Here is a 23960-nt window from a genome sequence, read left to right on the forward strand (position 1 = left end):
AATATTACTATGACCTAGATGACTTTGTACTATTTTGGGCTCTTCTTTAGCTCAAATAGGAGAGTAGCATAGGTATGACTTAAATCGTCAGGTATTAATATAATAAAGATTAAATAGCTATAGTTGTAATTATACTTATTAAAGAAAATAATACAAATGTATTGACAATTTAATAATACGTTTGTATTATTAAATTAAAGGAGGCTTTAATGATGGATTTAAAAAAACTTCCACAAACAGAATTGGAAGTTATGAATTTAATTTGGAGTAATGAAGAAACTTTATCAACAAACCAGGTTGCTGAGATAATCACTCTTCAAAAGGGATGGAAAGCTGGAACAACAGCTACACTTCTAAAACGTTTAATAAAAAAGGATTTTCTTTCAGCAGAAAAACGAGGAAAGCAGTTTTACTATTTTCCAAAGGTAGAAGAAAAAGAATATAAGTCTTTAGAAACAAAGGAATTCCTTAAAAATATTCATGGTAATTCTTTAACTAGCCTTGTATCAATGTTACATGATACTAAGGACATATTATCAGACGAGGATTTAGAAAAACTAGATAGAATGATAAAAAAATAGGTGATAATATGCTAAAAACATTGTTTGAAAACATTATAGAAGCCTCATTAATAGGAACCTTTTGGATTTTATTGCTATTAATATTTAGAAAAAAGGTACTTAGTAAATATAGTGCAAATTTCAATTACTATATTTGTATAGTTATAATTTTAAAAATGGTTCTGCCCCTTAAAATTTCAATATATGTTCCTAAGAATGTGTTAATGGTAAAAGATAATGTAATTCCTAGTGGTATCTATGATAACATGGCTAAAATTAGTCATGTTATAAGTATAATTCCATATCTTTATTTCATAACATCTACAATAATATTTTTATTTATTATTTTATGTAACAAAAAATTTAATAGCAGTATTAAAAAGACTTCAAGAAATATATACAATGTAAAAATCATGAGAATATATAGCAAATCTAAAAAAGAAATGGGTATCAAAAGAAATATTCCTCTTAAATTTTGCAGTAGTATTTCAACACCATTTATTATAGGTATAGTAAAACCAACAATTATATTACCAGAAAGAACATATGAAGATGAAGATTTAAAATGGATAATAAAACATGAATTGATTCATTTTAAAAGAAAAGATTGGATATATAAACTTCTAAGCATTTTAGTTATATCATTACATTTCTTTAATCCTTTAATTTATAAGTTAAAAAGTATTTTAAATGAAGATTGTGAATTATCCTGTGATGAAAAGCTCTTAAAATCACTAGGAATAGATGAAAGAAAAAATTATGCCTTAACACTTATAAACTCAATGAAATTTAATAATCAGTTTAAATTATCAAATAGCTTAATATCACCCTTTAATGATGATAAAAATATAATGAATAGGAGAATTGAGAGTATGTTAAATTTGAAATCAAAGAAAAAAGGAATAATCACAGGAGCATTACTACTTGTAATATCAGGAGCATCACTATTTTCAGTAAATGTATTTGTGGATACTCCAGAAGAGCATATTAATGATGATATGAATAAGGTTAAACAGGAATTGCAGAATAATTTAGAGCAAGGAGCCAAAGAGGGGGATTTGAAGATTTTAAATAAAGATGGTACAAAAGTTTATTATAAAACTATTCAAGCATCATCAGAGATATCGCCTGAAGCATATAAATAACTACATAAAAAAAGGTCATTGAAATGAGGCAACTGAAAAAGTCTTGATATTTAAAATTTAACTTATTAAAAAAGTTAAAACTAGAAATTTATGAGCTATGGTTTTGTGGTAAATTATGTTGACAGGGATTAAAATGTATAGTATTATAGGTAAAAGAATAAAGAACCTTTAATTTTGCCCGAGAGGCTGAGAAGGAAGTAGATGTTTTACAGCGATATTACTACGCCTTCTCATAAAAGAGATGGCGTTTTTTGTTTAGAAGTAAATGTAATATTAAAAGTACTTATAGTACCTTTAAATTTAGCTCAGAGAGGCTGAGAAGGAGTGGATGTAATATGCTAAAAGGAAGACACTTAATTGAACCAATGGATTTTACAATATTAGAGCTTGAGGAGATTTTTGATTATGCAGATGAAATAATTAAAAAACCTGAAAATTTTTCTCATATATGTGATGGGAAAGTTTTGGCAACATTATTTTATGAACCAAGCACACGAACAAGATTAAGCTTTGAAGCGGCAATGTTAAGACTTGGAGGTCAGGTTTTAGGTTTTTCTGAGGCGAAATCAAGTTCGGCAGCAAAAGGGGAAAGTGTAGCAGATACTATAAGGACAGTAGAATGTTATGCAGATATTGCAGCCATGAGACATCCCAAAGAAGGAGCTCCTAAAGTTGCATCTATGCACTCTCAAATGCCAGTAATAAATGCCGGTGATGGTGGGCATCAACATCCAACTCAAACATTAACAGATCTTTTAACCATAAGAAATATTAAAGGGTCATTATCAAACTTAACCATAGGAATTTGTGGTGATTTAAAGTTTGGTAGAACAGTTCACTCATTAATAAAAGCCATGTCAAGATATGAAAACATTAAATTTATACTAATTTCACCAAATGAATTAACAATTCCTAAATACATTAAATCGGAAGTATTGGAAAAAAATAATATGGAGTTCCTTGAAGTTGAAAAATTAGAGGATGTTATTGGAGATTTAGATATTTTATATATGACTAGAGTTCAAAAAGAAAGATTTTTTAACGAGGAAGATTATATAAGACTTAAAGATATTTATATACTGGATAAAGAAAAAATGCTAAAAGCTAAGAAAGATATGATAATTCTTCATCCACTACCTAGAGTTAATGAAATAGCTGTGGAAATCGACGCTGATCCAAGGGCATGTTACTTTAGACAAGCAAAATATGGTATGTATGCAAGAATGGCACTTATTGCTAAACTTTTGGGGGTGGATAAGTAATGGTAACAATAAATAGCATAAAAAGAGGAATAGTAATAGATCATATTAAAGCGGGTGTAGGACTCAAAATATTCAACTATTTAGGTCTTGATAATGCTCAATTTACAGTGGCGCTTATTATGAATGCACATAGCGGGAAGCTCGGAAAAAAGGATATAATTAAAATAGAAAACGAGATTGATATAGATTTTACAGTGTTGGGGTTTATAGACCCTAACATAACAATAAATATAATAACTGGAGAAAAAATTGAAAATAAAGTTAAACTAAAGCTGCCAGATAAAATTGATAATGTTATAAGATGCAATAATCCAAGATGCATAACATCTGTAGAGCAAGAAATTTTGAATAGTTTCTACTTAGCAAATAGTGAAAAGGGCGAGTATAGATGTATATATTGTGATGAGATTAATAACCATACTACTGTATCGTAATAAAACACATAATTATTAATATAAAGTGTACGGTTTAAATTGTGACTTAGACCGTACAAAAAAAATCGTAATACAGTGTGAAGGGATGGTAGAACTATGGAATTGTTAATAAAGAACGCAAGGGTAGTTGATTCATCACAGGATTTTATTGGCGATGTTTATATAAATAAAGGAACAATATATGAAATAGGAAAAAAACTAGAAAAAGACTGTGAGGTAATAAATGGAGAGGGATATATTTTAGCCCCTTCTTTTATAGATCTTCACAGTCATTTTAGAGAACCGGGGTATACATATAAAGAAGATATACTATCGGGAAGCCAGGCCGCAGTGCGGGGTGGATATACTGCGGTAAACCTTATGGCAAATACAAAACCAGTATGTAGCTCAATGGATACAATAGATAAGGTGCTCAAAAAATCTAGGGAAATAAATCTCTTGGACATTCATCAATGTGCATCTATTACAGAGGATCTATTGGGGAAATCTATAGATCACCTAGGTCAGTTAACCAATGCAGTAAGATTTATATCGGATGATGGTAAAGGGGTTTATGATAGTCGTATAATGCTTGAGGCAATGGTTAAAGCTAAAGAAAAGGATTTAACAGTAATATCTCATGCTGAAAATGAAGAGTTAGTAGAAGTTGATACAAGGCTTGCTGAAAATATGATGACATGGAGAGATATAGCCCTTTCAAAATTCACAGGTTGTAAACTTCACTTAGCTCATGTTAGTACAAAAGAAGCTATGCAAGATATTATAAAAGGAAAACAGCAGGGGGGACGAATAACCTGTGAAGTTACGCCGCATCATCTAGCATTAACAGAAGAAACAAACTATAGGGTAAATCCACCTATGAGGAAAGTTGAGGATGTAAGCTTCTTAATACAAGCTATAAAAGATGGCTTTGTGGATGTTATAGCTACTGACCATGCGCCACATAGTGTTGAGGATAAAATAAAGGGCGCTCCTGGTATATCAGGACTAGAAAGTTCATTTCCTGTATGCTACACTAAATTGGTAGGAGAAGGTCATATTACTTTAAATAAACTTTCTGAATTGATGTCAAAAAACCCAGCTAAAATTATGGGATTTAACAAGGGCGAAATAAAAATAGGTTATGATGGAGACTTGGTACTGTTAGATACTAAATCTAAATATAACATTGATCCTTCGCAGTTTTTATCTAAAGGACACAATTCCCCATTTGAGGGTAAGGCTGTAGTAGGTAGGGTAATGTGTACTATTAAGGCAGGGAGAATAATTTATAAAGATAAGTAGAAACAAACAAAGTGTTGATTTGTAAATAAAATGGTAAAGGCGGAATAATCTTTGATTATAGATAAATTATTTAAAAGTGTAGAAAAAAACGGTCATGTATGCGTTGGGCTTGATACGGATTTAGAATATTTACCAGTAGAGTTTAGGAATAAGTTTATGCATGAGGAGCACGCGTTATACAGATTTAATCAAATGATAATTGATGCTACTTTTGATGTATCAGCTTGCTATAAGGTGCAAATAGCATATTATGAAGCTCTTGGATTAAAAGGTTTAAAAGTATACAAAGACACCTTGAGTTATATAAAAAGCAAAGGTGGCATAGTGATTGCAGATATTAAAAGAGGAGACATTGCAAAAACTGCACAAATGTATGCTAAAGCTCATTTTGAAGGGGATTTTGAAAGTGACTTTATAACTATAAATCCGTACATGGGGATGGATAGTATTGAACCATATCTTCCTTATTTAAAAAATAAGGAAAAGGGATTATTCTCACTAGTAAGAACCTCCAATAAAGGAGCAGAAGATATAGAGTACATAGAGAATAAAGAAAATAAAAAGGTTTATGATATTGTGGGGGAAAAGTTATTAAAAATCGGAAGTGAATTTATTGGAGAGTGTGGATATAGCTCCATAGGTGGAGTAGTTGGGTGCACGCATATAGATGAAGGGTTAAAGATGAGAAATGATCTTCAAAAAATGTTTTTCTTAATACCGGGGTATGGAGCACAAGGTGGAGCAGCGAAAGATGTAGCCATATATTTGAAAAATGGGAATGGTGGAGTAGTAAATGCATCTAGAAGTATTTTGCTTGCATACAAGAAAGCAGATAATGGTCAAATTCGTTTTGAACAGTGTGCTCGCGAAGAAGCTATAAAAATGAGAGACGAAATAAGAAAAGCCGCAAACAAAAAATAAGATATATTCTTTATTAAAATGCTGGAGGGGTTTATTTGATATGTTCAGTAGAAAAGACATATGAAAATGTTGAAATAAGTGATGGCGTGTATAAGCTTTCTATAAAGGGCAAGTTTAACGTAAAACCAGGACAATTTTTTATGTTAAAGGTAAAAGAAATGGAGCCATTATTACCAAGACCTATAAGTGTGTATGATGTGGATGATGAGAAAATAAGCTTTTTATACCAAATAGTAGGTCAAGGTACAAAATATCTTAGTAAACTCTGCGCAAATGATGAACTTCAGATAATGGGGCCACTCGGAAATGGATTTGATGTGGAAAAAATAAAAGGGAAAATTGCTGTTGTATCTGGAGGAATTGGAATAGCGCCACTTGTTTATCTGATCAAAAAACTTAGGTCGTGTGAAATAGATTTGTATGCAGGGTTTAGGACTGTGGATTATTCTGTGGATTCTGTGGAAAAATATGTAAATAAAATTAACTTATCCACAGAAAGTGGTAAAATTGGTCATAAGGGATACGTAACAGACATAATAAATGTAAAAGAATATGAAACTGTTATTTGCTGTGGACCAGAAATTATGATGAAAAAGGTTGTAAATATGTGTTGTGATGAAAAAGTGCCAGTATATGTGTCTATGGAAAACCATATGGCTTGCGGAATAGGTGCATGTCTTGTATGTACTTGTAAAACCGTGGGTGGAAATAAGAGAACCTGCAAGGATGGTCCAGTCTTTGAAGGAAAGGATTTGATTTTTAATGACTAAAGTAGAATTATGCGGTGTGCATTTAAAAAATCCAGTCATAGCTGCATCTGGAACTTTTGGATTTGGCGAGGAGTATAGTAAGTATTACGATATTGGAAGACTTGGCGGCATATCAAGTAAAGGTCTTACGATAAATGAAAAGCAAGGTAATGATGGAATACGAATTTATGAAACCCGTGGGGGAATGCTAAATAGTGTAGGACTTCAAAATCCAGGTATTGAAAATTTTATAAATACACAACTTCCGCAAATGCAACAATATAACACAGCTATAATTGCAAATGTTGGTGGAGGTAGTATAGAAGAATACATAATGGCAATAGAAAAATTAAATAATGAGGCTATAGATATAGTCGAATTAAACATATCCTGCCCTAATGTAAAATGTGGGGGTATGGCTTTTGGAATTAAATCAAAGGTAGCATATGAAGCAGTGAAAGAAATTAAGAGTATTTGCAAGAAACCTCTTATGGTTAAACTTTCACCGAATGCAGAGGACATAGTAGATATGGCATATAAATGCTGTGAAGCTGGAGCAGATGCATTATCTTTAGTAAATACGTTTAAAGGTATGGCAGTTGATATACATAAACGAAAAGCGATTTTTAATAATATATATGCAGGGGTATCAGGACCAGCTATAAAACCTATGGCACTCAGAATGGTACATGAAGTATGTAAAGCTGTAAATATACCAGTTGTAGGTATGGGTGGTATAACTAGCTTTGAGGATGCTATAGAATTTATAATGGTGGGAGCAGAGGCGGTTCAAGTTGGAACTGCCAATTTCATAAAACCGGATATTTGCAATGATATAATCGACGGAATTGAGAAGTATATGATAAAAGAAGGTATTAAAGATCTAAGTGAAATTAGAGGGATTATATAGGAGGAGATACTATGAATATTAATGTTTTAGATATATTAAAAGAATCAGGTGCGCTACTTGAGGGACATTTTCTGTTATCTTCAGGAAGACACAGCAATAGGTATTGCCAATGTGCAAAATTGCTTCAGTATCCAGACAAGGCTGAAAAGGTACTAAGTGTAGTAGTAGAAAAGATTAAAGATATAGATTTTGATGTGGTAGTAGGCCCGGCGATGGGTGGTATAATAGTAGCTTATGAAGTAGGTAGACAAACAGGAAAGCCTGCTATATTTACTGAAAGAGTAAACGGCACCTTCGAACTTAGACGTGGATTTGAAATTAAAAAGGGACAAAAGGTTTTAATTACAGAGGATGTAGTAACTACTGGCAAGTCTTCTTTAGAAACAATAAAAGTCTTAAAAGAACTTGGGGCAGAAGTAGTTGGGATATGTTGCATAGTAGATAGAGGAAGTAGCACTATTGATTATCCTATCTATAGCTCAATAAAACTAGATATTGAAAGTTACGATCCATCAGAGTGCCCACTTTGTAAAGCTGGAACAGCTTACATAAAACCTGGTAGTAGAAATATAAAATAAATGTAATCTTTTTTTCTCACAGAATGCTGTAATGAAGAGTATATATTGCTGAAATGCGCTCACTTTGCCAAGGAATTCTAAAATTAATATTATTTTAAGTTGCTAAAAAATGCAAACTTGCTGCGTTCAAACATGCATTTTTCTTTACTCAACTGAAAATAATATTAATTAAGAATTACTAAGCGTCGCTCGAACGCATTCTACGCAATATATACTTTTATTAGCATTCTCTAAGAAAAAAGATATAATTGGGTCGCTAATAGTTGTTTAAGAAGATAACGCACTATGTTACTAAAATTATTCTTCTTTTGTAATTTCAAATATTCGAGTATAATCACATTTTTTCTCGCTCAAGACTTTTAGAGAAAATTTTTCAACATATTTTTTTATGTCCAATTGTAAAAACTCTTTAAATCCCTTTGGTTCTAATAGTTTAATAATTAAAAATAGAAGTTTTTGAATAAGTTTTTTAGGTTGAGCCCATTCAACAACAACTATTTTGCCTTTGTTTTTTAATACTCTTTTGGATTCTTTCATTATTTCATACCTTATATTATCATCAACTTCGTGTAAAACTAATGAAATTAAGACGACATCAAAATAATTGTCATCAAAGTTCATATTTGTTGCATCCATAACAAGGGTTTCGATATTTCGGATTCCCCTTTTTTCTATTTTCTCTTTGGCAAGTGCTAACATTTCTTTAGATAAATCAATGCCAACTATTTCAGTGTTTATTCTGTTATCTGCAATAATAATACTGTTGGTAGCCGTTCCAATACAAACTTCCAATACTTTTGATTTTTGCTCTGATATAAAGTCCAATATACCTTCTCTTGGATTGGTCTTTGTACAATTAAAGTAGAAAACGTCTACTAAATCATAAAATTTTGAAATAATCCTATATTGTAAATTCATACTTTCCTCCCTTATTGAGTTAATAATATTTGGCTTTGTACTAAAATATCTTCCTATATAGATTATAAATTCTATAGTTTCATATTTGTGGGATGAGGGATTAAATAAATGAAAACCTCCAATAACAAAATCTATATTTTTATGTGTAGTTGTTTATATATTCATATGTTCACATATTCATATGTTCGTTTATTATTTTACTGCAAAAATTCAACTGAGTCAATCGTTACTTATTATACAATTAGTACCTTAAATTATATTCAGGATGTTAATATAGCAAAACCCACATCATAATTGATATGGGTTTTGCTTGCGACGTCATATACATAATAGTATGAACTTTCTCCGGAAGTGACTAAAAATAAGAAGAGTAGAAACATTAGAATTCCTTAATGGATTTCCATGTTTCAAACTCTTATTTGTAGTCATGCAGGAAAATTTCGTATTTTTATTTGATATTAAGTAAATTATTTATTAGTGTTTGGAGTTCTTTAGTTTTATCTTTATCCATTGGTTCTACACCTTTTAATTTATAAGGGATAGATAAAGCTTCGTATTTACTTACTCCAAGAACGTGATAGGAAAGAAGCTCTACTTTATCAACATTTGGAACCTCTTTACTAATAATTTTCGCGAGTTTAGTTATATGTTCCACAGAATCTGTAATTCCGGGTACAACAACATGTCTTACCCAAACTCTAGATTTAGAGTGTCTTAACGCTTCTAAAAATGTATTAACATCAGTTGAATCTCTGCCAGTTAAATTAACATAACCTTGACCAGTTGTATGCTTTATATCCAAAAGAACTAAATCTGTATGCTTTAATATATCAGAATAGTCACCATCACCAAAACCAGCTGTATCTATGGCAGTATGGATACCATTTTGTTTACATAATTTTAAACACTCAAGTAGAAATTGTGGTTGAACTAACGGGTCGCCGCCAGAGAAAGTAACTCCACCGGAAGATCTATTAAAATATGGTTTGAATCTAATGATTTTTTGAACAATTTCTTCCGCAGTCATTTCAATGCCGCCACTTAGATTCCAAGTATCGGGGTTGTGGCAATAGGCACATCTTAGTTTGCAGCCTTGAAAAAAAACTACTACTCTTATTCCAGGACCATCAACCAGGCCCATGCTCTCTATAGAATGAATTTTACCTTTTACCATATATACTCCTCCTTCAGATTTGTTACAAGAAATTTCAATGTCAAAACTAGATTATATTCATTTCATATTAAAACAAAAACAATATTTTTGCTTTAATATAAAATGAAACCCACAATTAGTTTTATATAAATTGAGAAGTGCTTATAATAAGCACCTCTCATAATATATAAAATTATTTAGATTTTATCATGGAAAGTTCTGCTAATAACTTCAAGTTGTTGTTCTTTTGATAATCTATTAAAATGAACCGCATATCCTGAAACTCTTATTGTGAGTGTTGGATATTTGTCTGGATTCTCATAAGCATCAACTAAAACTTCTCTATTTAGTACATTTACATTTAAATGGTGTGCACTTTGTGCAAAATAACCATCTAAAAGGAAAACTAGATTATTTATTCTTGTAGATTCATCTATTCCAAGTGCAGCTGGTACTATTGAAAAAGTATTTGAAACTCCGTCTTGGCAATAATTTCTATAAGGAATCTTAGCAACTGAATTTAATGATGCTAATGCTCCATTTTCATCGTTACATTGTGTTGGGTTTGCTCCAGGAGCAAGTGCTATACCTTGTTTTCTTCCATCAGGAGTTGCTCCTGTCTTCTTACCATAAACTACATTTGATGTAATAGTAAGTGCTGATAAAGTATGCTCTGCTCCCTTATATGTAGGGTGTGTTTTAAGATTATCGCTGAATTCCTTTATAAGATTAACAGCTAAATCATCAACTCTATCATCATCATTTCCGTATTTAGGGAAATCTCCTTCAATTTTAAAATCAACGGTTATGCCATTCTCATTTCTTATTGGAGATACCTTAGCAAATTTTATAGCACTTAAGGAGTCGGCTGCAACAGAAAGCCCTGCTACTCCAAATGCCATGAAGTATTTAAGATCACTATCATGAAGAGAAAGTTGACCAGCTTCATAAGCATATTTATCATGCATATAATGTATGGTATTCATTGTATCCACATACATTTGCGCAACATATTTTAAAACTTTTGAATACATTTTTCTAACTGTTTTGTAGTCAAGAATTTCATCAGTTGTCTTTTCAATTCCAGGTACCACAAGTTTGCCTTTTAATTCGTCGACTCCGCCATTAAGCGATAGTAATAAAGATTTTGCAAGGTTAGCTCTTGCTCCAAAGAATTGCATTCTCTTACCAATTTCCATAGCAGATACACAACAAGCTATACCATAATCCTCACCATATATTGGTCTCATTATATCATCATTTTCATATTGTACGGCATCAGTTTCGATAGACATTTTAGCACAATACTTTTTGAAAGTTTCTGGTAATTTTTCTGACCAAAGTACAGTCATGTTAGGTTCTGGTGCTGATCCTAGGTTTGTTAATGTATGAAGGAATCTAAAAGAATTCTTTGTTACCATTGCTTTGCCATTAAGAGCAACGCCACCTATTGATTCTGTTACCCAATTTGGATCTCCACCAAATAAATCATTATATTCAGGAGTTCTAAGATGTCTTGCCATTCTAAGTTTAATTACGAATTGATCAATAATCTCTTGAGCTTCATTTTCGGTTATTAAACCTTTCGCCAAATCTCTTTCAAAATAAATATCTAAGAAAGTAGTAGTTCGTCCAAGTGACATTGCAGCGCCGTTGTTTTCTTTTATTCCTGCAAGGTATCCTAAATAAACTGCTTGTACAGCTTCTTGTGCAGTGGTAGCCGGTTTTGAAATATCAACGCCGTATTTTGAAGCCATGCTTTTTATTTGACCAAGTGCTTTAATTTGCATGCTTAGTTCTTCTCTGTGTCTTATTAAATCATCTGATGCACGTCCTGTTAATTCTTTTAAATCTTTTTTCTTCTGCTCTACTAAATAATCTAATCCATAAAGAGCTATTCTTCTGTAATCTCCTATTATTCTTCCTCTACCATATGCATCTGGAAGTCCAGTTAATAATCCTACGTTTCTTGCAACTTTAGTAGCATCAGAATATGCATCGAAAACTCCTTCATTATGAGTTTTTCTATACTTAGGGAAGTATTTTTTTATATCCTTGTTTAATTCGTAGCCATACTCTTCAAGTGATTGCTCTACCATTCTAAAGCCACCAAATGGGTTTACTATTCTTTTGAGTGGTGCATCTGTTTGTAATCCAACAATTACTTCATTTTTTTTATCTATATATCCAGGTGCAAAATTATCTATGCCTGAAACCTCATTAGTTTCTACATCTATAATACCTTTCTTTATTTCTTCTATAATAAGGGAATTAGCTTTATTCCAAACTTTATTAGTTTTATCAGTTGTTCCTACTAAGAAACTATCATCACCTTCATATAAGGTATAATTTTTTTGAATAAAGTCTTTTACATTAATTTCATCTTTCCACTGGTCGCCTTTAAAGCCTGTCCATTGTTTAAACATTTGTTTTCCTCCTTATAATACATTAATGTTATAATATTTTTTAAAGTGATTGGTTTTACATAAAATCACAACAAATTCATAAAATAATCGATATATAGTAGTGGTAATTTAAATTGATTATGTCGATATATATATTGTAATATTAAAAATGAAACAGTTCAAGTGTTTTATAAAAGTTGGAAAATTGAGAATATTCAGATGACTATGCGAACGTTGAAATACAACACTTTAGAAGTGTTAAACATTTAACGAAGAAAAACAACAGGATGTTTTTAAAATGAAACAAGGCCATACTGGATTGGATTATAATAGAAAAATATTCTTAATTACTTGAAACTTTAACAAATTATATCAATGCAGACTATTAATCAAATTAGATGTTGCAGTTTTGCAGAAGATTATTTAATATAGACTACTTGGAAAATATATATCGCTAAAGGGGTAGATGATATGGGATAAACAAAGAGACATATATGTCATCTTTAAAAAACCATATTATTTTCATTTACAATGATGTATAATTAATAATACTGCATCAATTATAATGGAGGTAAATTATATGAAGAAGCCTAGCATGTTTAGTAAGGATTATGAGAAAGAAGTGAAAAAACGAAGAAAAACAATATTATTATTGATTATTGTACCTATAATAGGGTTGAGCATATTTTTAGCTACAGATTTTGATTTTTTATTAAGTAAACCAAAAATCAATGCAGAGGATAAGGGAAGTAAGGCAGCGGAATCACAAAAAAAATCAGAAGAAGTTGTTAAACAACAGGCAGATGATGAAAAGTCGAAAGCTGCAGAGGCTTCAGCAAAAGCAAAGGCAGAGGCTGCTTTAAAAGCGGAAGCGGTTGAAAAAAATGAGATCTTTACTGCTTCATTTTCGGATGGGCAGAAAATTAGCGTTGAATATAATGTAAAATCAGGCGAAAAAAATATAAAAGGTGTATCAAACACTAAAGATATATCATATGACATAAGTCCAAGTAAGAAAGCAATAGTAGTGCAGAGTACGAAAAACCAGGATATGCTATACATTGATGTGAATAAAATCACTAAAGACATCACAAAAAAAGAATATAAATCTAGTAAAGGTGAAGTTTTTCCTAAAGTAAATAAGCTTAAAGAGAAACCAACATATATTTGGTCAATTACACCTAAGTTCATTGATGAAGATAATATTGCATACGTTAGTGAATTACCTTGGATGAAGGAAAAGGAAGTTCAATATATATGGAAGGTGAATTTAAAAAATAATGAGCATACGCAGGTAATGTCATTATCTGGTAAGCAAATTACTTTTAAAAACATAACGGCAAAGGGGCTTGAAACAATTGTAGATGGTCAGGTAGTGTATGTAAATTCATTAGGTGAAGTAACGCAGTAGAGAAAAGAGGTTAAGCATGGATATAGGATTATCTTCGGCATGTTTTTATCCTAATTTGAGTACGGAAAACAGTATAAAAAAGATGAAAGAGTTAGGGTTTAATCATGGTGAAATATTTTTTAATACACCGGGTGAGTACGAGGAAGATTTTTTAAAGAGGTTACTTGAAAAAAAAGAAACCTATGAATTCAATGTAAATTCGGTTCATGCATTTTCAAGTTCATTTGAGCCGTATCTTTTTGATAAATATGACAGAAGACGCCTGGACATGTTAAAACATTTTAAAAAAGTTTGTAGGGCAGCAAAGATATTAGGTGCAAGCTGTTATACATTTCATGGTATGCGCAGTGCAGATTTTAATGAGCTTGATACTAAATTTGTTATAGATACATATAATGAACTTTCCTATATTGCAATGGAAATGGGGATTAAATTGGCGCAGGAAAATGTATCTTGGTGTATGTCGGCAAATTTAAAGTTTTTAACATTTTTGGCTGCTAAATGTAAGTACCCAATATATTTTACTTTAGATTTTAAACAAGCGTATAAAGCCAATGTTTCTATAGAAAAGTATATTGAGGTTATGGGTGAAAATATAGTGAACCTTCATATTAATGATAGAGATGAAAATTCCCCTTGTCTTTTACCTGGAAAAGGTAATTTGGATTATGAATATATATATAACAAACTTAAGAGCGTTAAGTATAGTGGAAAAGGAACTATAGAAGTTTATAGCAGCAATTATTTAAGTTGCGAGGAACTGACACAAGCAAAGGAATTTGTTGTTGAAAAATTTAACAATAGTTCAGAAGGAAAGCCTCGCACTTCTATAAGTGACAGTTCTATACTATAGCAAGGAGAAAAGCTTGGCAAAATTAACTTGTAAATTATAAGCAATTTGGTTATAATTATAGCATTAGACTATTTGAGCAAATATGCTTAAGAATATTTGTAAATACATGAAAAGTTATGTTATAATATTTAAAGTAATAAGCATTTGTGGCGATTAGGAGGAGTAATATAATGAACATTAAAATGGAAAAATTAGAAAAAAATATTATTAAATTAGAAATAACGGTGGAAGCAACAAGATTTAATGAATCTTTGAAAAAATCTTGTGCAAAAAACTCAAAGACTATTAATATACCTGGGTTTAGAAAAGGTAAAGCTCCAATGAATATAATAAAGAAAATGTATGGTGAAGGTGTTTTCTTTGAAGATGCTATAAACTTCTGCTGTGATGATACATATCCAGAAGCTTTAAAAGAGTATGATATAAAGCCATTGGATTATCCTCAAATTGATATTGTTGAAATAGGGGAAGGAAAAGATTTTGTATACACTGCATCAATTGCAGTAGCACCCGAAGTTCAAATTGGAGAATACAAAGGATTAGAAGTTAAGAAAACTGAATATAAGGTAACAGATGATGAAATTGAAAATCAGTTAAAAGGCATGCAAGAAAAAAATGCTAGAGTTGAAGAGAAGCTTGATGGCGCTGTTGCAATGGGCAACATAGCAATTATAGACTTCGAAGGATTTGTTGAAGATGTAGCTTTCGAAGGCGGACAAGGAACAGATTTTGAACTTGAAATTGGTTCAGGATCATTTATTGATACCTTTGAAGAACAATTAATAGGCTTAAAAGCTGGAGAAACTAAAGAAGTTAAAGTTAATTTTCCAGAAGCATATGGAAGAGAAGACTTAAATGGAAAACTTGCAACTTTTAATGTAACTATTAAAAGCATGAAAGAAAAAGAATTACCAGCTATTGATGATGAATTTGCTAAAGAAGTGTCAGAATTCGATACTTTAGAAGAATTAAGAAATAACATTAAAAAATCACTTGAGGTATCAAGTGCAGATAGAGAAAAGAAAGAATTTGAAGAAGCTGTAATAGATGCAGTTTGTTCTAACGTAGCAATGGATATTCCAGAAATTATGGTGAAAAGAGAAACTGATATAATGCTCAAAGATTTAGAAATGAAATTAAAACAACAAGGGTTAGATCTTGAATCGTACTATCAGTACACTAACAACACTGAAGAAAAGGTTAGGGAGTTCATGAAAGAAGCAGCTGAAAAGAGAGTTAAAACTGATTTAGTAATAACAGAGATAGCGAAAATAGAAAAATTTGAAGCTAGTGATGAAGAACTGTTAGAAAAAGCTAAACAAGTTGCGGCGCAATATGGAGACAAAGAAATAGATAAAACAGCAGACTTAATTATGAAAGCGCAAAAACAATATCTACAAATTGATGTTGTAAATGAAAAAGTAATAGATATGTTAGTTGATAGTGCAAAAGTTACTGCATAATTTATACTAGAATTAATTGCCAGATATTTCTCTGGCAATTAATTTTAAATACAGGATAAAATTAATTGATTAAAAAATAATTACTTGGGATAGAATTAAGGAATAGATTACCTAGTTAAACAGTACTATTATTAGAGTAAAGGAGTGAATTATATGAGTTTAGTGCCAATGGTTGTTGAACAAACTAATAGGGGCGAAAGATCCTATGATATTTATTCGAGATTATTAAATGATAGAATAATTTTCCTAGGAGAAGAGGTAAATGATGTCACTGCTAGTTTAGTTGTTGCTCAGTTATTGTATTTAGAGTCGGAAGACCCTGATAAAGACATTTATTTATATATAAATAGTCCAGGTGGATCAATTACAGCAGGGATGGCTATTTATGACACAATGCAATATATAAAACCACAAGTTTCAACTATTTGTATTGGTATGGCAGCATCCATGGGATCGTTCTTATTAAATGCTGGTGAAAAGGGAAAAAGATTTGCATTACCTAATAGCGAAATACTTATACATCAGCCTTTAGGTGGGTTCCAAGGTCAGGCAACTGATATTGATATTCACGCAAAAAGAATTATGAAAACTAAAGCTACACTAAATAAAATCTATAGTGAAAGAACTGGACAATCAATTGAAAAAATTCAACATGATGTTGAAAGAGATTACTTCATGAGTGCACAAGAAGCTATGGAGTATGGATTAATAGATGAAGTTATATCTAAAAAGAAATAACATTAAACGAAATAAGGTTAGTTGAGGTGAAAATATGACAAAGTTTGATGAAAAAAAACAACTTAAATGTTCTTTTTGTGGTAAAACCCAAGAACAAGTTAGAAGATTAATTGCAGGACCAGGAGTGTATATTTGTGATGAGTGTATAGAATTATGTTCTGAAATAATTGTAGATGAATTCCAGGGGGATGTTGAACTAGACCTAGGGTCGTTACCAAAACCTGCAGAAATAAAAAAATATATAGATGAGTACGTAGTTGGGCAAAATACCGCTAAAAAATCTTTGGCTGTAGCAGTATATAATCATTACAAAAGAATAAATTCAAATGTTAATGAAGGTGATGTTGAACTTCAAAAAAGTAATATATTATTACTTGGACCTACAGGAAGTGGTAAGACTTTACTAGCTCAAACATTAGCAAAATATTTAAATGTACCTTTTGCAATAGCCGATGCGACTACACTTACTGAAGCAGGATATGTAGGAGAAGATGTAGAAAACATCTTACTTAAATTAATACAAAATGCTGATTATGATGTAGAAAAAGCAGAAAAAGGTATTATCTATATAGATGAAATAGATAAGGTAGCTAGAAAATCTGAAAATCCTTCTATAACTAGGGATGTATCTGGAGAAGGCGTTCAACAGGCGTTACTTAAAATATTAGAAGGCACTACAGCATCAGTTCCACCACAAGGTGGAAGAAAGCATCCTCATCAAGAGTTTATTCAGATAAATACATCAAATATTTTATTTATCTGTGGAGGAGCATTTGATGGACTTGATAAAATTATAGAAAAAAGAACTAGAACTACATCTGTTGGTTTCGGAGCTGAAATAAGATCAAAAGAAGAAGCAAATGTAGGAGAAATGTTGAAATTTATAATGCCAGGAGATTTATTGAAATTTGGATTAATTCCAGAGTTTGTAGGAAGGCTTCCGATAGTAGTTACTCTTGAAGCGTTAGATGAAGAAGCATTAGTTAAAATTCTTAGTGAACCTAAAAATGCGCTCATTAAACAATATAAGAAATTGTTTGAGATGGATAACGTAGAATTAGAGTTTGAAGAAGAAGCGTTAAAAGCTATAGCTAAAGAAGCTATCAAAAGAAAAACTGGAGCTCGTGGACTTAGATCTATTATAGAGGATACAATGAAGGAAATTATGTTTGATATTCCATCTAATGAACAAGTATCTAAAGTAATAGTTAATGAGGATACTATTAGAACTAGAAACCCACAATTAGTCTTAGCTGAAAGTGGAAAAAGAGAAAAATTAAAGATTGCACAGAAAATTAAAACTAAAAAAGGCCCAGAAACAGCATAGTAAACTAAGACTAAATCATCACCTACGCAGGTGTAATATTAATGTAGAAGAAAGACGGATTATATATCTGTCTTTTTTTTATTTTGAGGAAATTATAAAATTAAAAATTTGAATAATATATGGAATAAGAAGAATATATTATTCATTTCTTGACCATAATATAAATGATGCAATATTTACTAAAATATGCAAATTTAATATGAGAAAGGAGGATTAGTTTAATATATTAAATATTAAACTTTAAATAATATGACAATGAAACTTCTTATGGCAATACAACTTTTTTTTACAATAGTTATTGGATTATATTTTTTTAATGCATTAAAAAGTCAGCAAAGTAGTAAGGTGGTTGTTAATAAAGGAAACAAAAAAGAAATGGAAAATTTAAGAAAAATGAAAAGCATAAGCCTTACAGAACCACTTACTGAAAAAAGCAGACCGACAAGATTCGAGGAGGTTATAGGACAAGAAAAAGGAATTAAGGCACTGCAAGCAGCAATATGCGGACCTAATCCTCAACATGTCATAATTTATGGGCCACCTGGAGTAGGAAAAACAGCGGCTGCTAGATTAGTACTTGAAGACGCTAAAAAAAGAGAACGATCTCCATTTAATGAATGTTCTAAGTTTGTAGAAATAGATGGAACAACTGTTAGATTTGATGAAAGAGGGATTGCAGATCCGCTTATTGGATCCGTTCACGATCCCATTTACCAAGGAGCCGGACCACTCGGAGCGGCTGGAGTACCTCAACCAAAGCCTGGAGCGGTTACAAAAGCACATGGCGGAATTCTATTTGTTGATGAAATTGGAGAGCTACATCCTATAGAAATGAATAAACTCCTTAAAGTATTAGAAGATAGAAAAGTATTTTTAGATAGCGCTTATTATAATGGAGAAGATCCTAACATGCCGCTTTATATAAAAGAAGTATTTGATGAAGGGCTTCCAGCTGATTTTAGACTTATAGGTGCAACTACACGTAATCCAGAAGAAATAATGCCTGCAATAAGGTCAAGGTGCATAGAGATATTTTTTAGGGCATTACTACCAGAAGAATTACAAACAATCGCTGAAAATTCAATAAATAAAATAGGTCTTAAAATATGTGAAAAAGCATTAAAGCTTGTTGGTAAATACTCTAGCAATGGACGTGATACTGTTAATTTAATTCAGTTAGCTAGTGGTATGGCTATTAACGATGATAGAGATGAAGTAAGTGTTGAGGATGTTGAGTGGGTTATAGAAAATGGTCAGTACTCCCCAAGGTTCGAAAATATGATATCCGATAAACCACAAATTGGATATGTAAACGGGCTTGCGGTTTACGGATCTAATATAGGAGCGGTAATGGAAATTGAAGCTAGTGCAAAAAAAATAAAGCTTAGAAAAGGTGTTCTTAAAATTACAGGAATTATTGAAGAAGAAGAAATAAGTAGTAGCAATAAAAAATTGAAAAGAAAAAGTACTGCGAGATCATCAGTAGAAAATGTGGTTACAGTACTCGAAAAATATTTTGATATAGATTGTGATGATTATGATATTCATGTAAACTTTCCAGGTGGATCACCAGTAGATGGCCCATCAGCCGGGGTTAGCATAACAACTGCAATATATAGTGCAATAAAAGGTGTGCCAGTTGATAATATGGTTGCAATGACAGGAGAGATATCAATTCATGGTAATGTAAAGCCGATAGGCGGTGTCAATGCTAAAATCGCTGCTGCAAAAAAAGCAGGTGCCACAAGAGTTATTATTCCGAGAGATAATTGGCAAGATAGTTTTAAAAGTATTGAAAATATTAAGATTATACCAGTGAGTAATATTAGTGAGGTAATTCGTGAGGCGTTACTTCAGGAGAATCCTAAAAATATTTCAATTGCATTTGAGAAAGATGTGGATGTTATAGCAGCTGAATCATTAAAAGGATAAATCATATTTTAAAAAAAAGGTGATCACTATTTAATTATAGTAGATTACCTTTTTTATTTTAAACTTTGTAGTATTGAAAAATAATTGTATTATAGGTATACTATAGTAGTCGAAATATAAAAACATAAAAATATAATGATCAAATATTTATAGTTTGTGATATCTATTCTTTGTAAAGTAGAAGTTTGATTTTACATTAATAGAAAAAATTAATATAATATAGAAAAGAGGGAGAAAAATGGATAAAATTACAAAACTTCTTCCGTTAATTCCGTTAAGAGGCATGAATATATTTCCATATATGGTATTGCACTTTGATGTTGGTAGGGAAAAATCTATACTTGCATTAGAGGATGCTATGCTAAATAATCAAGAGATTTTTCTGGGTTCACAGAAAGTATCAAAAATTGAAGAACCAGAAGAGAAGGATATATATAATATTGGTACTATTTGTAACGTAAAACAAATATTAAAGTTGCCAGGAGATGCAATTAGGGTACTAGTTGAGGGAATAAAGAGAGGTAAGATTCTTGAGTACAAAGAGAAGGAACCTTTTGTACGGGTGGAAGTAGAAATTATTGAAGATGAACTGTATGAAGATAATAAGGAATGTAAGGCATACATTAGAAGTATAGATAAAGCCTTTGAAGAATACATAAATCTATCAGTTAACAACTTCCCAGATGCTTTATTCAGTTTAGAAGAGACGGAAGAGCCAGGAAGATATTGTGATATGGTAAGCTCATATTTAATACTAAAGCCAGAGACAAAACAAGAATTGCTTGAAACAGTAGAAGTTATTAAAAGATTAGAAAAATTGTTATTTATATTAAAAAATGAGGTTGAAGTATTAAAAATAGAAAAGAAGATTGGAACCAAGGTTAAAGGTAGAATTGATAAAATCCAAAAGGAATATTACCTAAGAGAACAAATAAAAGCTATACAAGAAGAATTAGGAGAAGATGACGAAGATAAGAGAGAAATAGTAGAATATGAAAATAAAATAAAAAAGGCAAAGCTTCCTAAAGAGGCAAAAGAAAAAGCAATTTATGAACTAAATAGATTGAAAAGTTCAGGGAGTTATTCTTCTGAAAGTGGAGTAACAAAAGCCTATTTGGATTGGATATTAGCACTACCCTTTAATAAAGTGACTAAAGATACCATTGATATTAACAAGGCTAGAGAAGTTTTTGAAGCGGAACATTATGGGCTCGAGGATGTTAAGGAAAGAATAATAGAATATTTAGCAGTTAAAAAAATCAGTAATACGCTTAAGGGTCCTATACTTTGTTTGGTAGGTCCACCAGGAGTTGGAAAAACATCTATAGCAAAGTCTGTTGCTAATGCATTAAATAGAAATTTCGTTAGAATGTCACTTGGTGGAGTAAAAGATGAGGCTGAAATAAGAGGACATAGAAAAACTTACGTGGGAGCAATTCCAGGTAGAATTATATATGCCATGAAACAAGCCGGATATAGAAATCCATTATTCTTATTAGATGAAATTGATAAAATGAGCAGTGATTCTAAGGGTGATCCGGCAGATGCGCTTTTAGAAGTTTTGGATAGTGAACAAAATGCAACTTTTAGGGATCATTACCTAGAATTAGACTTTGATTTATCGAAAGTTTTATTTATAACTACTGCAAATAAATTAGATACCATTCCAAGACCATTACTAGATAGAATGGAAGTTATTGAGGTGTCAGGCTATACTTCAGAAGAAAAATTCCATATCGCTAAAAATCACATTATTCCAAAGATGTTAAAAGAACATAATATGGATGATGATAAAATAACTTTTTCCGATTCTTCGGTGAATTGCATTATCGAAAATTATACTAGGGAATCAGGGGTTAGAAATCTTGAAAGAAAAATTGCCTCAGTTATAAGAAAGGCAATAACTGAAACGGTAGAAAAGGGTAAAGAAAATGTTAATGTTACAACTTCACATGTTAAACGATATTTAGGTCCAGTTTTATATACCTATGATAAAGCTGACGAGGAAGATGGAGTAGGAGTTGTAACAGGCCTTGCGTGGACAGAGGTTGGTGGGGTTATCTTGCCTGTAGAGGTAAGTGCTATGGATGGAACTGGTAAGCTTCAACTTACCGGTCAATTAGGAGATGTTATGAAAGAATCTGCCAAAGCTGGATACAGCTATGTTAGAGCTAATGCAGCCAAATATAATATTGATAAAGATTTTTATAAAAATAAAGATATTCATATTCATGTACCAGAGGGAGCGGTGCCTAAAGATGGACCATCGGCCGGGGTAACTATGATAACTGCAATGGTATCTGCCTTAACTAACAAAAAAGTAAGACATAATGTAGCGATGACAGGGGAGATTACACTTACAGGAAGAGTGCTGCCTATTGGTGGACTTAAGGAAAAATCGCTAGCTGCTTATAGGGCAGGAATTGATACAATTATAATACCTAAAAATAATGAAAAAGACATACAAAAAATACCAAATAGTATTAAAAATAAACTAAAATTTATAATTGCAAGTAAAGTAGAACATGTGCTTGAAAATGCATTAATTGGAGAGATATATAATGGAGATAAAACAATCTGAATTCATAATTTCAGCAGTAAAACCTAACCAGTATCCTACAGATAATATGGTAGAGTATGCTTTCGTTGGTAGGTCCAACGTAGGAAAGTCTTCTTTAATAAATACTTTAACAAATAGGCGAAAGCTGGTTAAAGTTAGTGGAACACCTGGAAAAACTAGACTTATAAACTTTTTTTTAATAAACAATAGCTTTTATTTTGTTGATTTACCAGGTTACGGATATGCAAAAGTATCAAAAACTGAACAAGCTAAATGGGGTAAGATGATGGAGGACTACCTAATTCGTAGACCACAACTTCAAAAGGTAGCATTACTTGTGGATTGTAGACGTAAGCCAACTAAAGATGATCTTCTAATGTACGGATGGATTAAACATTTTGGTTATGAAGTTGTAATAGTGGCAACAAAAAAAGATAAGTTAAATAGAGCAGAGCTTGTAAAAAATAATAAGTTGATAAGGGAAACATTTGCTCTTGAGGCGAATGAGGAAATTATTAATATTTCCTCACTAAAGAAAATAGGTGTAAAAGAGTTACTAGGAAACATGTTTAAAGATGATCACATAGAAGAATAAAAAATAAAAGAGACCTACATTACGGCGTGCAAACTAGTACTTTGTGCATAAAGTAATGAGGTCTATTTTTTTTTGCCTTTAGCATGTGTAAAAAATATACAGATCGCAGGTAATGATTTAAGCACATGGAAAAGATGATTTAATTTGAAAATCTGTGTCAATTTATTTCTACAAGAATAGTATATAGTAGAACCAAAGAAAAAGATTTTAAAAGGTAAAACAACAATAAGGAGGCAAGTAAATGGATATGAATAGCTTATTAAGTGGCTTGAGTAGTGGCAAAGGAAATTTAGGCGGTGGCAACTGTGGCATCGGAGGTGGCAACTGTAACAACAGAGGAGACTGTGACTGTGGACGCGGCTTTGGTGGCGGATGTGGCGGATTCGGCGGCGGAAGAAGCTCAATAATTTGGATCATTATTCTATTATGCTTATGCGGAGGATGGGGTCAAGGACAAGAGAGTGGAACTGTCTGCGGATGCGATCCTAAACACTGCAAGGAACTTTGCAGATGTGGCTCAAGTAGTAGAGGTGGATTTGGCGGATTTGGTGGATTTGGTGGCGGATGTGGCGGATTCGGCGGCGGCGGTGCATGTTGCTGGATAATAATCTTAATTCTTATATTCGCATGTGGTGGCAATAATGGTAGACAAGGCAGAGGATGCACAAATAATTTTATAAATCTAGATAACTGTGATGAAGATTGTTAGATAAATAATTGTAATTGCACAAATAGATAAATTAAAATATTAATTAACTTGAG

Annotated in this window: 21 protein-coding genes; 18 read left to right on the forward strand and 3 right to left on the reverse strand. The window is 31.7% G+C overall.

What is annotated here, in order from left to right; all coding sequences use genetic code 11:
- Window positions 1–209 precede the first annotated feature (209 nt).
- From KTC92_RS16465 to pyrE, 9 genes are all read left to right on the forward strand, one after another.
- A complete protein-coding gene (locus KTC92_RS16465; protein WP_258280630.1) occupies window positions 210–581 on the forward strand; it encodes a BlaI/MecI/CopY family transcriptional regulator in 372 nt (123 codons plus the stop codon).
- A gap of 8 nt (window positions 582–589) precedes the next feature.
- Window positions 590–1705 (forward strand): M56 family metallopeptidase, encoded by a 1116-nt coding sequence (locus KTC92_RS16470; protein WP_220286088.1) that lies wholly within the window; start codon window positions 590–592, stop codon window positions 1703–1705.
- 335 nt (window positions 1706–2040) lie between these two features.
- A complete protein-coding gene (gene pyrB, locus KTC92_RS16475; RefSeq protein WP_165412712.1) occupies window positions 2041–2967 on the forward strand; it encodes an aspartate carbamoyltransferase in 927 nt (308 codons plus the stop codon).
- Entirely contained in the window at window positions 2967–3401 is a 435-nt protein-coding gene (locus KTC92_RS16480) for an aspartate carbamoyltransferase regulatory subunit (RefSeq protein WP_165412713.1), read from the forward strand. Before pyrB ends, KTC92_RS16480 begins: the two co-directional genes overlap by 1 nt.
- 96 nt (window positions 3402–3497) lie before the next feature.
- Window positions 3498–4685 (forward strand): dihydroorotase, encoded by a 1188-nt coding sequence (locus tag KTC92_RS16485; RefSeq protein WP_216301909.1) that lies wholly within the window; start codon window positions 3498–3500, stop codon window positions 4683–4685.
- 51 nt (window positions 4686–4736) lie between these two features.
- Window positions 4737–5606 carry an orotidine-5'-phosphate decarboxylase gene (pyrF, locus tag KTC92_RS16490; protein WP_216301910.1) on the forward strand — a complete coding sequence of 290 codons (870 nt, stop codon included), beginning with the start codon at window positions 4737–4739 and terminating at the stop codon, window positions 5604–5606.
- A 35-nt stretch (window positions 5607–5641) separates the two neighbouring features.
- Window positions 5642–6376, forward strand: a complete 735-nt coding sequence (locus KTC92_RS16495; protein WP_216301911.1) for a dihydroorotate dehydrogenase electron transfer subunit — start codon at window positions 5642–5644, stop codon at window positions 6374–6376.
- Complete coding sequence (locus KTC92_RS16500; RefSeq protein ID WP_216301912.1) at window positions 6369–7265, forward strand: dihydroorotate dehydrogenase; 897 nt, start codon at window positions 6369–6371, stop codon at window positions 7263–7265. The genes KTC92_RS16495 and KTC92_RS16500 overlap by 8 nt, the downstream gene beginning before the upstream one ends.
- Before the next feature lie 11 nt (window positions 7266–7276).
- A complete protein-coding gene (gene pyrE, locus KTC92_RS16505) occupies window positions 7277–7843 on the forward strand; it encodes an orotate phosphoribosyltransferase (protein WP_216301913.1) in 567 nt (188 codons plus the stop codon).
- A 297-nt stretch (window positions 7844–8140) separates the two neighbouring features.
- Here the strand turns inward: pyrE and KTC92_RS16510 are convergent, their stop codons facing one another.
- The 3 genes from KTC92_RS16510 to pflB form a co-directional block, all read right to left on the reverse strand.
- A complete protein-coding gene (locus KTC92_RS16510; protein ID WP_220286087.1) occupies window positions 8141–8761 on the reverse strand; it encodes a class I SAM-dependent methyltransferase in 621 nt (206 codons plus the stop codon).
- 448 nt (window positions 8762–9209) lie between these two features.
- On the reverse strand, window positions 9210–9935 hold the full coding sequence (gene pflA / locus KTC92_RS16515) for a pyruvate formate-lyase-activating protein (protein WP_220286086.1): 726 nt from the start codon (window positions 9933–9935) through the stop codon (window positions 9210–9212).
- A gap of 176 nt (window positions 9936–10111) precedes the next feature.
- Window positions 10112–12340 (reverse strand): formate C-acetyltransferase, encoded by a 2229-nt coding sequence (gene pflB / locus KTC92_RS16520; RefSeq protein WP_220286085.1) that lies wholly within the window; start codon window positions 12338–12340, stop codon window positions 10112–10114.
- Between the two features lie 559 nt (window positions 12341–12899).
- Between pflB and KTC92_RS16525 the strand changes: the two genes are divergently transcribed.
- The 9 genes from KTC92_RS16525 to KTC92_RS16565 all read left to right on the forward strand — a co-directional run bounded on the left by KTC92_RS16525 (window position 12900) and on the right by KTC92_RS16565 (window position 23907).
- Window positions 12900–13730 (forward strand): hypothetical protein, encoded by an 831-nt coding sequence (locus KTC92_RS16525; protein ID WP_216301917.1) that lies wholly within the window; start codon window positions 12900–12902, stop codon window positions 13728–13730.
- A 16-nt stretch (window positions 13731–13746) separates the two neighbouring features.
- Window positions 13747–14583, forward strand: a complete 837-nt coding sequence (locus KTC92_RS16530; protein WP_216301918.1) for a sugar phosphate isomerase/epimerase — start codon at window positions 13747–13749, stop codon at window positions 14581–14583.
- 170 nt (window positions 14584–14753) lie between these two features.
- Window positions 14754–16046, forward strand: a complete 1293-nt coding sequence (gene tig, locus KTC92_RS16535; RefSeq protein WP_165412010.1) for a trigger factor — start codon at window positions 14754–14756, stop codon at window positions 16044–16046.
- A 153-nt stretch (window positions 16047–16199) separates the two neighbouring features.
- Window positions 16200–16784, forward strand: coding sequence for an ATP-dependent Clp endopeptidase proteolytic subunit ClpP (gene clpP / locus KTC92_RS16540; protein ID WP_216301919.1), 585 nt, complete (start codon window positions 16200–16202; stop codon window positions 16782–16784).
- 34 nt (window positions 16785–16818) lie between these two features.
- Window positions 16819–18111 carry an ATP-dependent Clp protease ATP-binding subunit ClpX gene (gene clpX / locus KTC92_RS16545; RefSeq protein WP_165412008.1) on the forward strand — a complete coding sequence of 431 codons (1293 nt, stop codon included), beginning with the start codon at window positions 16819–16821 and terminating at the stop codon, window positions 18109–18111.
- A 249-nt stretch (window positions 18112–18360) separates the two neighbouring features.
- Window positions 18361–20043, forward strand: a complete 1683-nt coding sequence (lonB, locus tag KTC92_RS16550; protein ID WP_165412007.1) for an ATP-dependent protease LonB — start codon at window positions 18361–18363, stop codon at window positions 20041–20043.
- A 238-nt stretch (window positions 20044–20281) separates the two neighbouring features.
- Window positions 20282–22624, forward strand: coding sequence for an endopeptidase La (lon, locus tag KTC92_RS16555; RefSeq protein WP_220286084.1), 2343 nt, complete (start codon window positions 20282–20284; stop codon window positions 22622–22624).
- A complete protein-coding gene (yihA, locus tag KTC92_RS16560; protein WP_165412005.1) occupies window positions 22605–23198 on the forward strand; it encodes a ribosome biogenesis GTP-binding protein YihA/YsxC in 594 nt (197 codons plus the stop codon). The genes lon and yihA overlap by 20 nt, the downstream gene beginning before the upstream one ends.
- Before the next feature lie 241 nt (window positions 23199–23439).
- On the forward strand, window positions 23440–23907 hold the full coding sequence (locus KTC92_RS16565) for a hypothetical protein (RefSeq protein WP_253198077.1): 468 nt from the start codon (window positions 23440–23442) through the stop codon (window positions 23905–23907).
- The last annotated feature ends 53 nt before the right edge of the window (window positions 23908–23960 follow it).

Source organism: Clostridium sp. CM027 (assembly GCF_024730565.1).
In the GTDB taxonomy this organism is placed as follows: domain Bacteria; phylum Bacillota; class Clostridia; order Clostridiales; family Clostridiaceae; genus Clostridium_AD; species Clostridium_AD estertheticum_B.

Coding starts and splice junctions, on each gene's coding strand:
- KTC92_RS16465 (WP_258280630.1), top strand. CDS start 210: ATGATGGATTTAAAAAAACTTCCACAAACAGAATTGGAAGTTATGAAT.
- KTC92_RS16470 (WP_220286088.1), top strand. CDS start 590: ATGCTAAAAACATTGTTTGAAAACATTATAGAAGCCTCATTAATAGGA.
- pyrB (WP_165412712.1), top strand. CDS start 2,041: ATGCTAAAAGGAAGACACTTAATTGAACCAATGGATTTTACAATATTA.
- KTC92_RS16480 (WP_165412713.1), top strand. CDS start 2,967: ATGGTAACAATAAATAGCATAAAAAGAGGAATAGTAATAGATCATATT.
- KTC92_RS16485 (WP_216301909.1), top strand. CDS start 3,498: ATGGAATTGTTAATAAAGAACGCAAGGGTAGTTGATTCATCACAGGAT.
- KTC92_RS16500 (WP_216301912.1), top strand. CDS start 6,369: ATGACTAAAGTAGAATTATGCGGTGTGCATTTAAAAAATCCAGTCATA.
- pyrE (WP_216301913.1), top strand. CDS start 7,277: ATGAATATTAATGTTTTAGATATATTAAAAGAATCAGGTGCGCTACTT.
- KTC92_RS16510 (WP_220286087.1), bottom strand. CDS start 8,761: ATGAATTTACAATATAGGATTATTTCAAAATTTTATGATTTAGTAGAC.
- pflA (WP_220286086.1), bottom strand. CDS start 9,935: ATGGTAAAAGGTAAAATTCATTCTATAGAGAGCATGGGCCTGGTTGAT.
- pflB (WP_220286085.1), bottom strand. CDS start 12,340: ATGTTTAAACAATGGACAGGCTTTAAAGGCGACCAGTGGAAAGATGAA.
- KTC92_RS16525 (WP_216301917.1), top strand. CDS start 12,900: ATGAAGAAGCCTAGCATGTTTAGTAAGGATTATGAGAAAGAAGTGAAA.
- KTC92_RS16530 (WP_216301918.1), top strand. CDS start 13,747: ATGGATATAGGATTATCTTCGGCATGTTTTTATCCTAATTTGAGTACG.
- tig (WP_165412010.1), top strand. CDS start 14,754: ATGAACATTAAAATGGAAAAATTAGAAAAAAATATTATTAAATTAGAA.
- clpP (WP_216301919.1), top strand. CDS start 16,200: ATGAGTTTAGTGCCAATGGTTGTTGAACAAACTAATAGGGGCGAAAGA.
- clpX (WP_165412008.1), top strand. CDS start 16,819: ATGACAAAGTTTGATGAAAAAAAACAACTTAAATGTTCTTTTTGTGGT.
- lonB (WP_165412007.1), top strand. CDS start 18,361: ATGACAATGAAACTTCTTATGGCAATACAACTTTTTTTTACAATAGTT.
- lon (WP_220286084.1), top strand. CDS start 20,282: ATGGATAAAATTACAAAACTTCTTCCGTTAATTCCGTTAAGAGGCATG.
- yihA (WP_165412005.1), top strand. CDS start 22,605: ATGGAGATAAAACAATCTGAATTCATAATTTCAGCAGTAAAACCTAAC.
- KTC92_RS16565 (WP_253198077.1), top strand. CDS start 23,440: ATGGATATGAATAGCTTATTAAGTGGCTTGAGTAGTGGCAAAGGAAAT.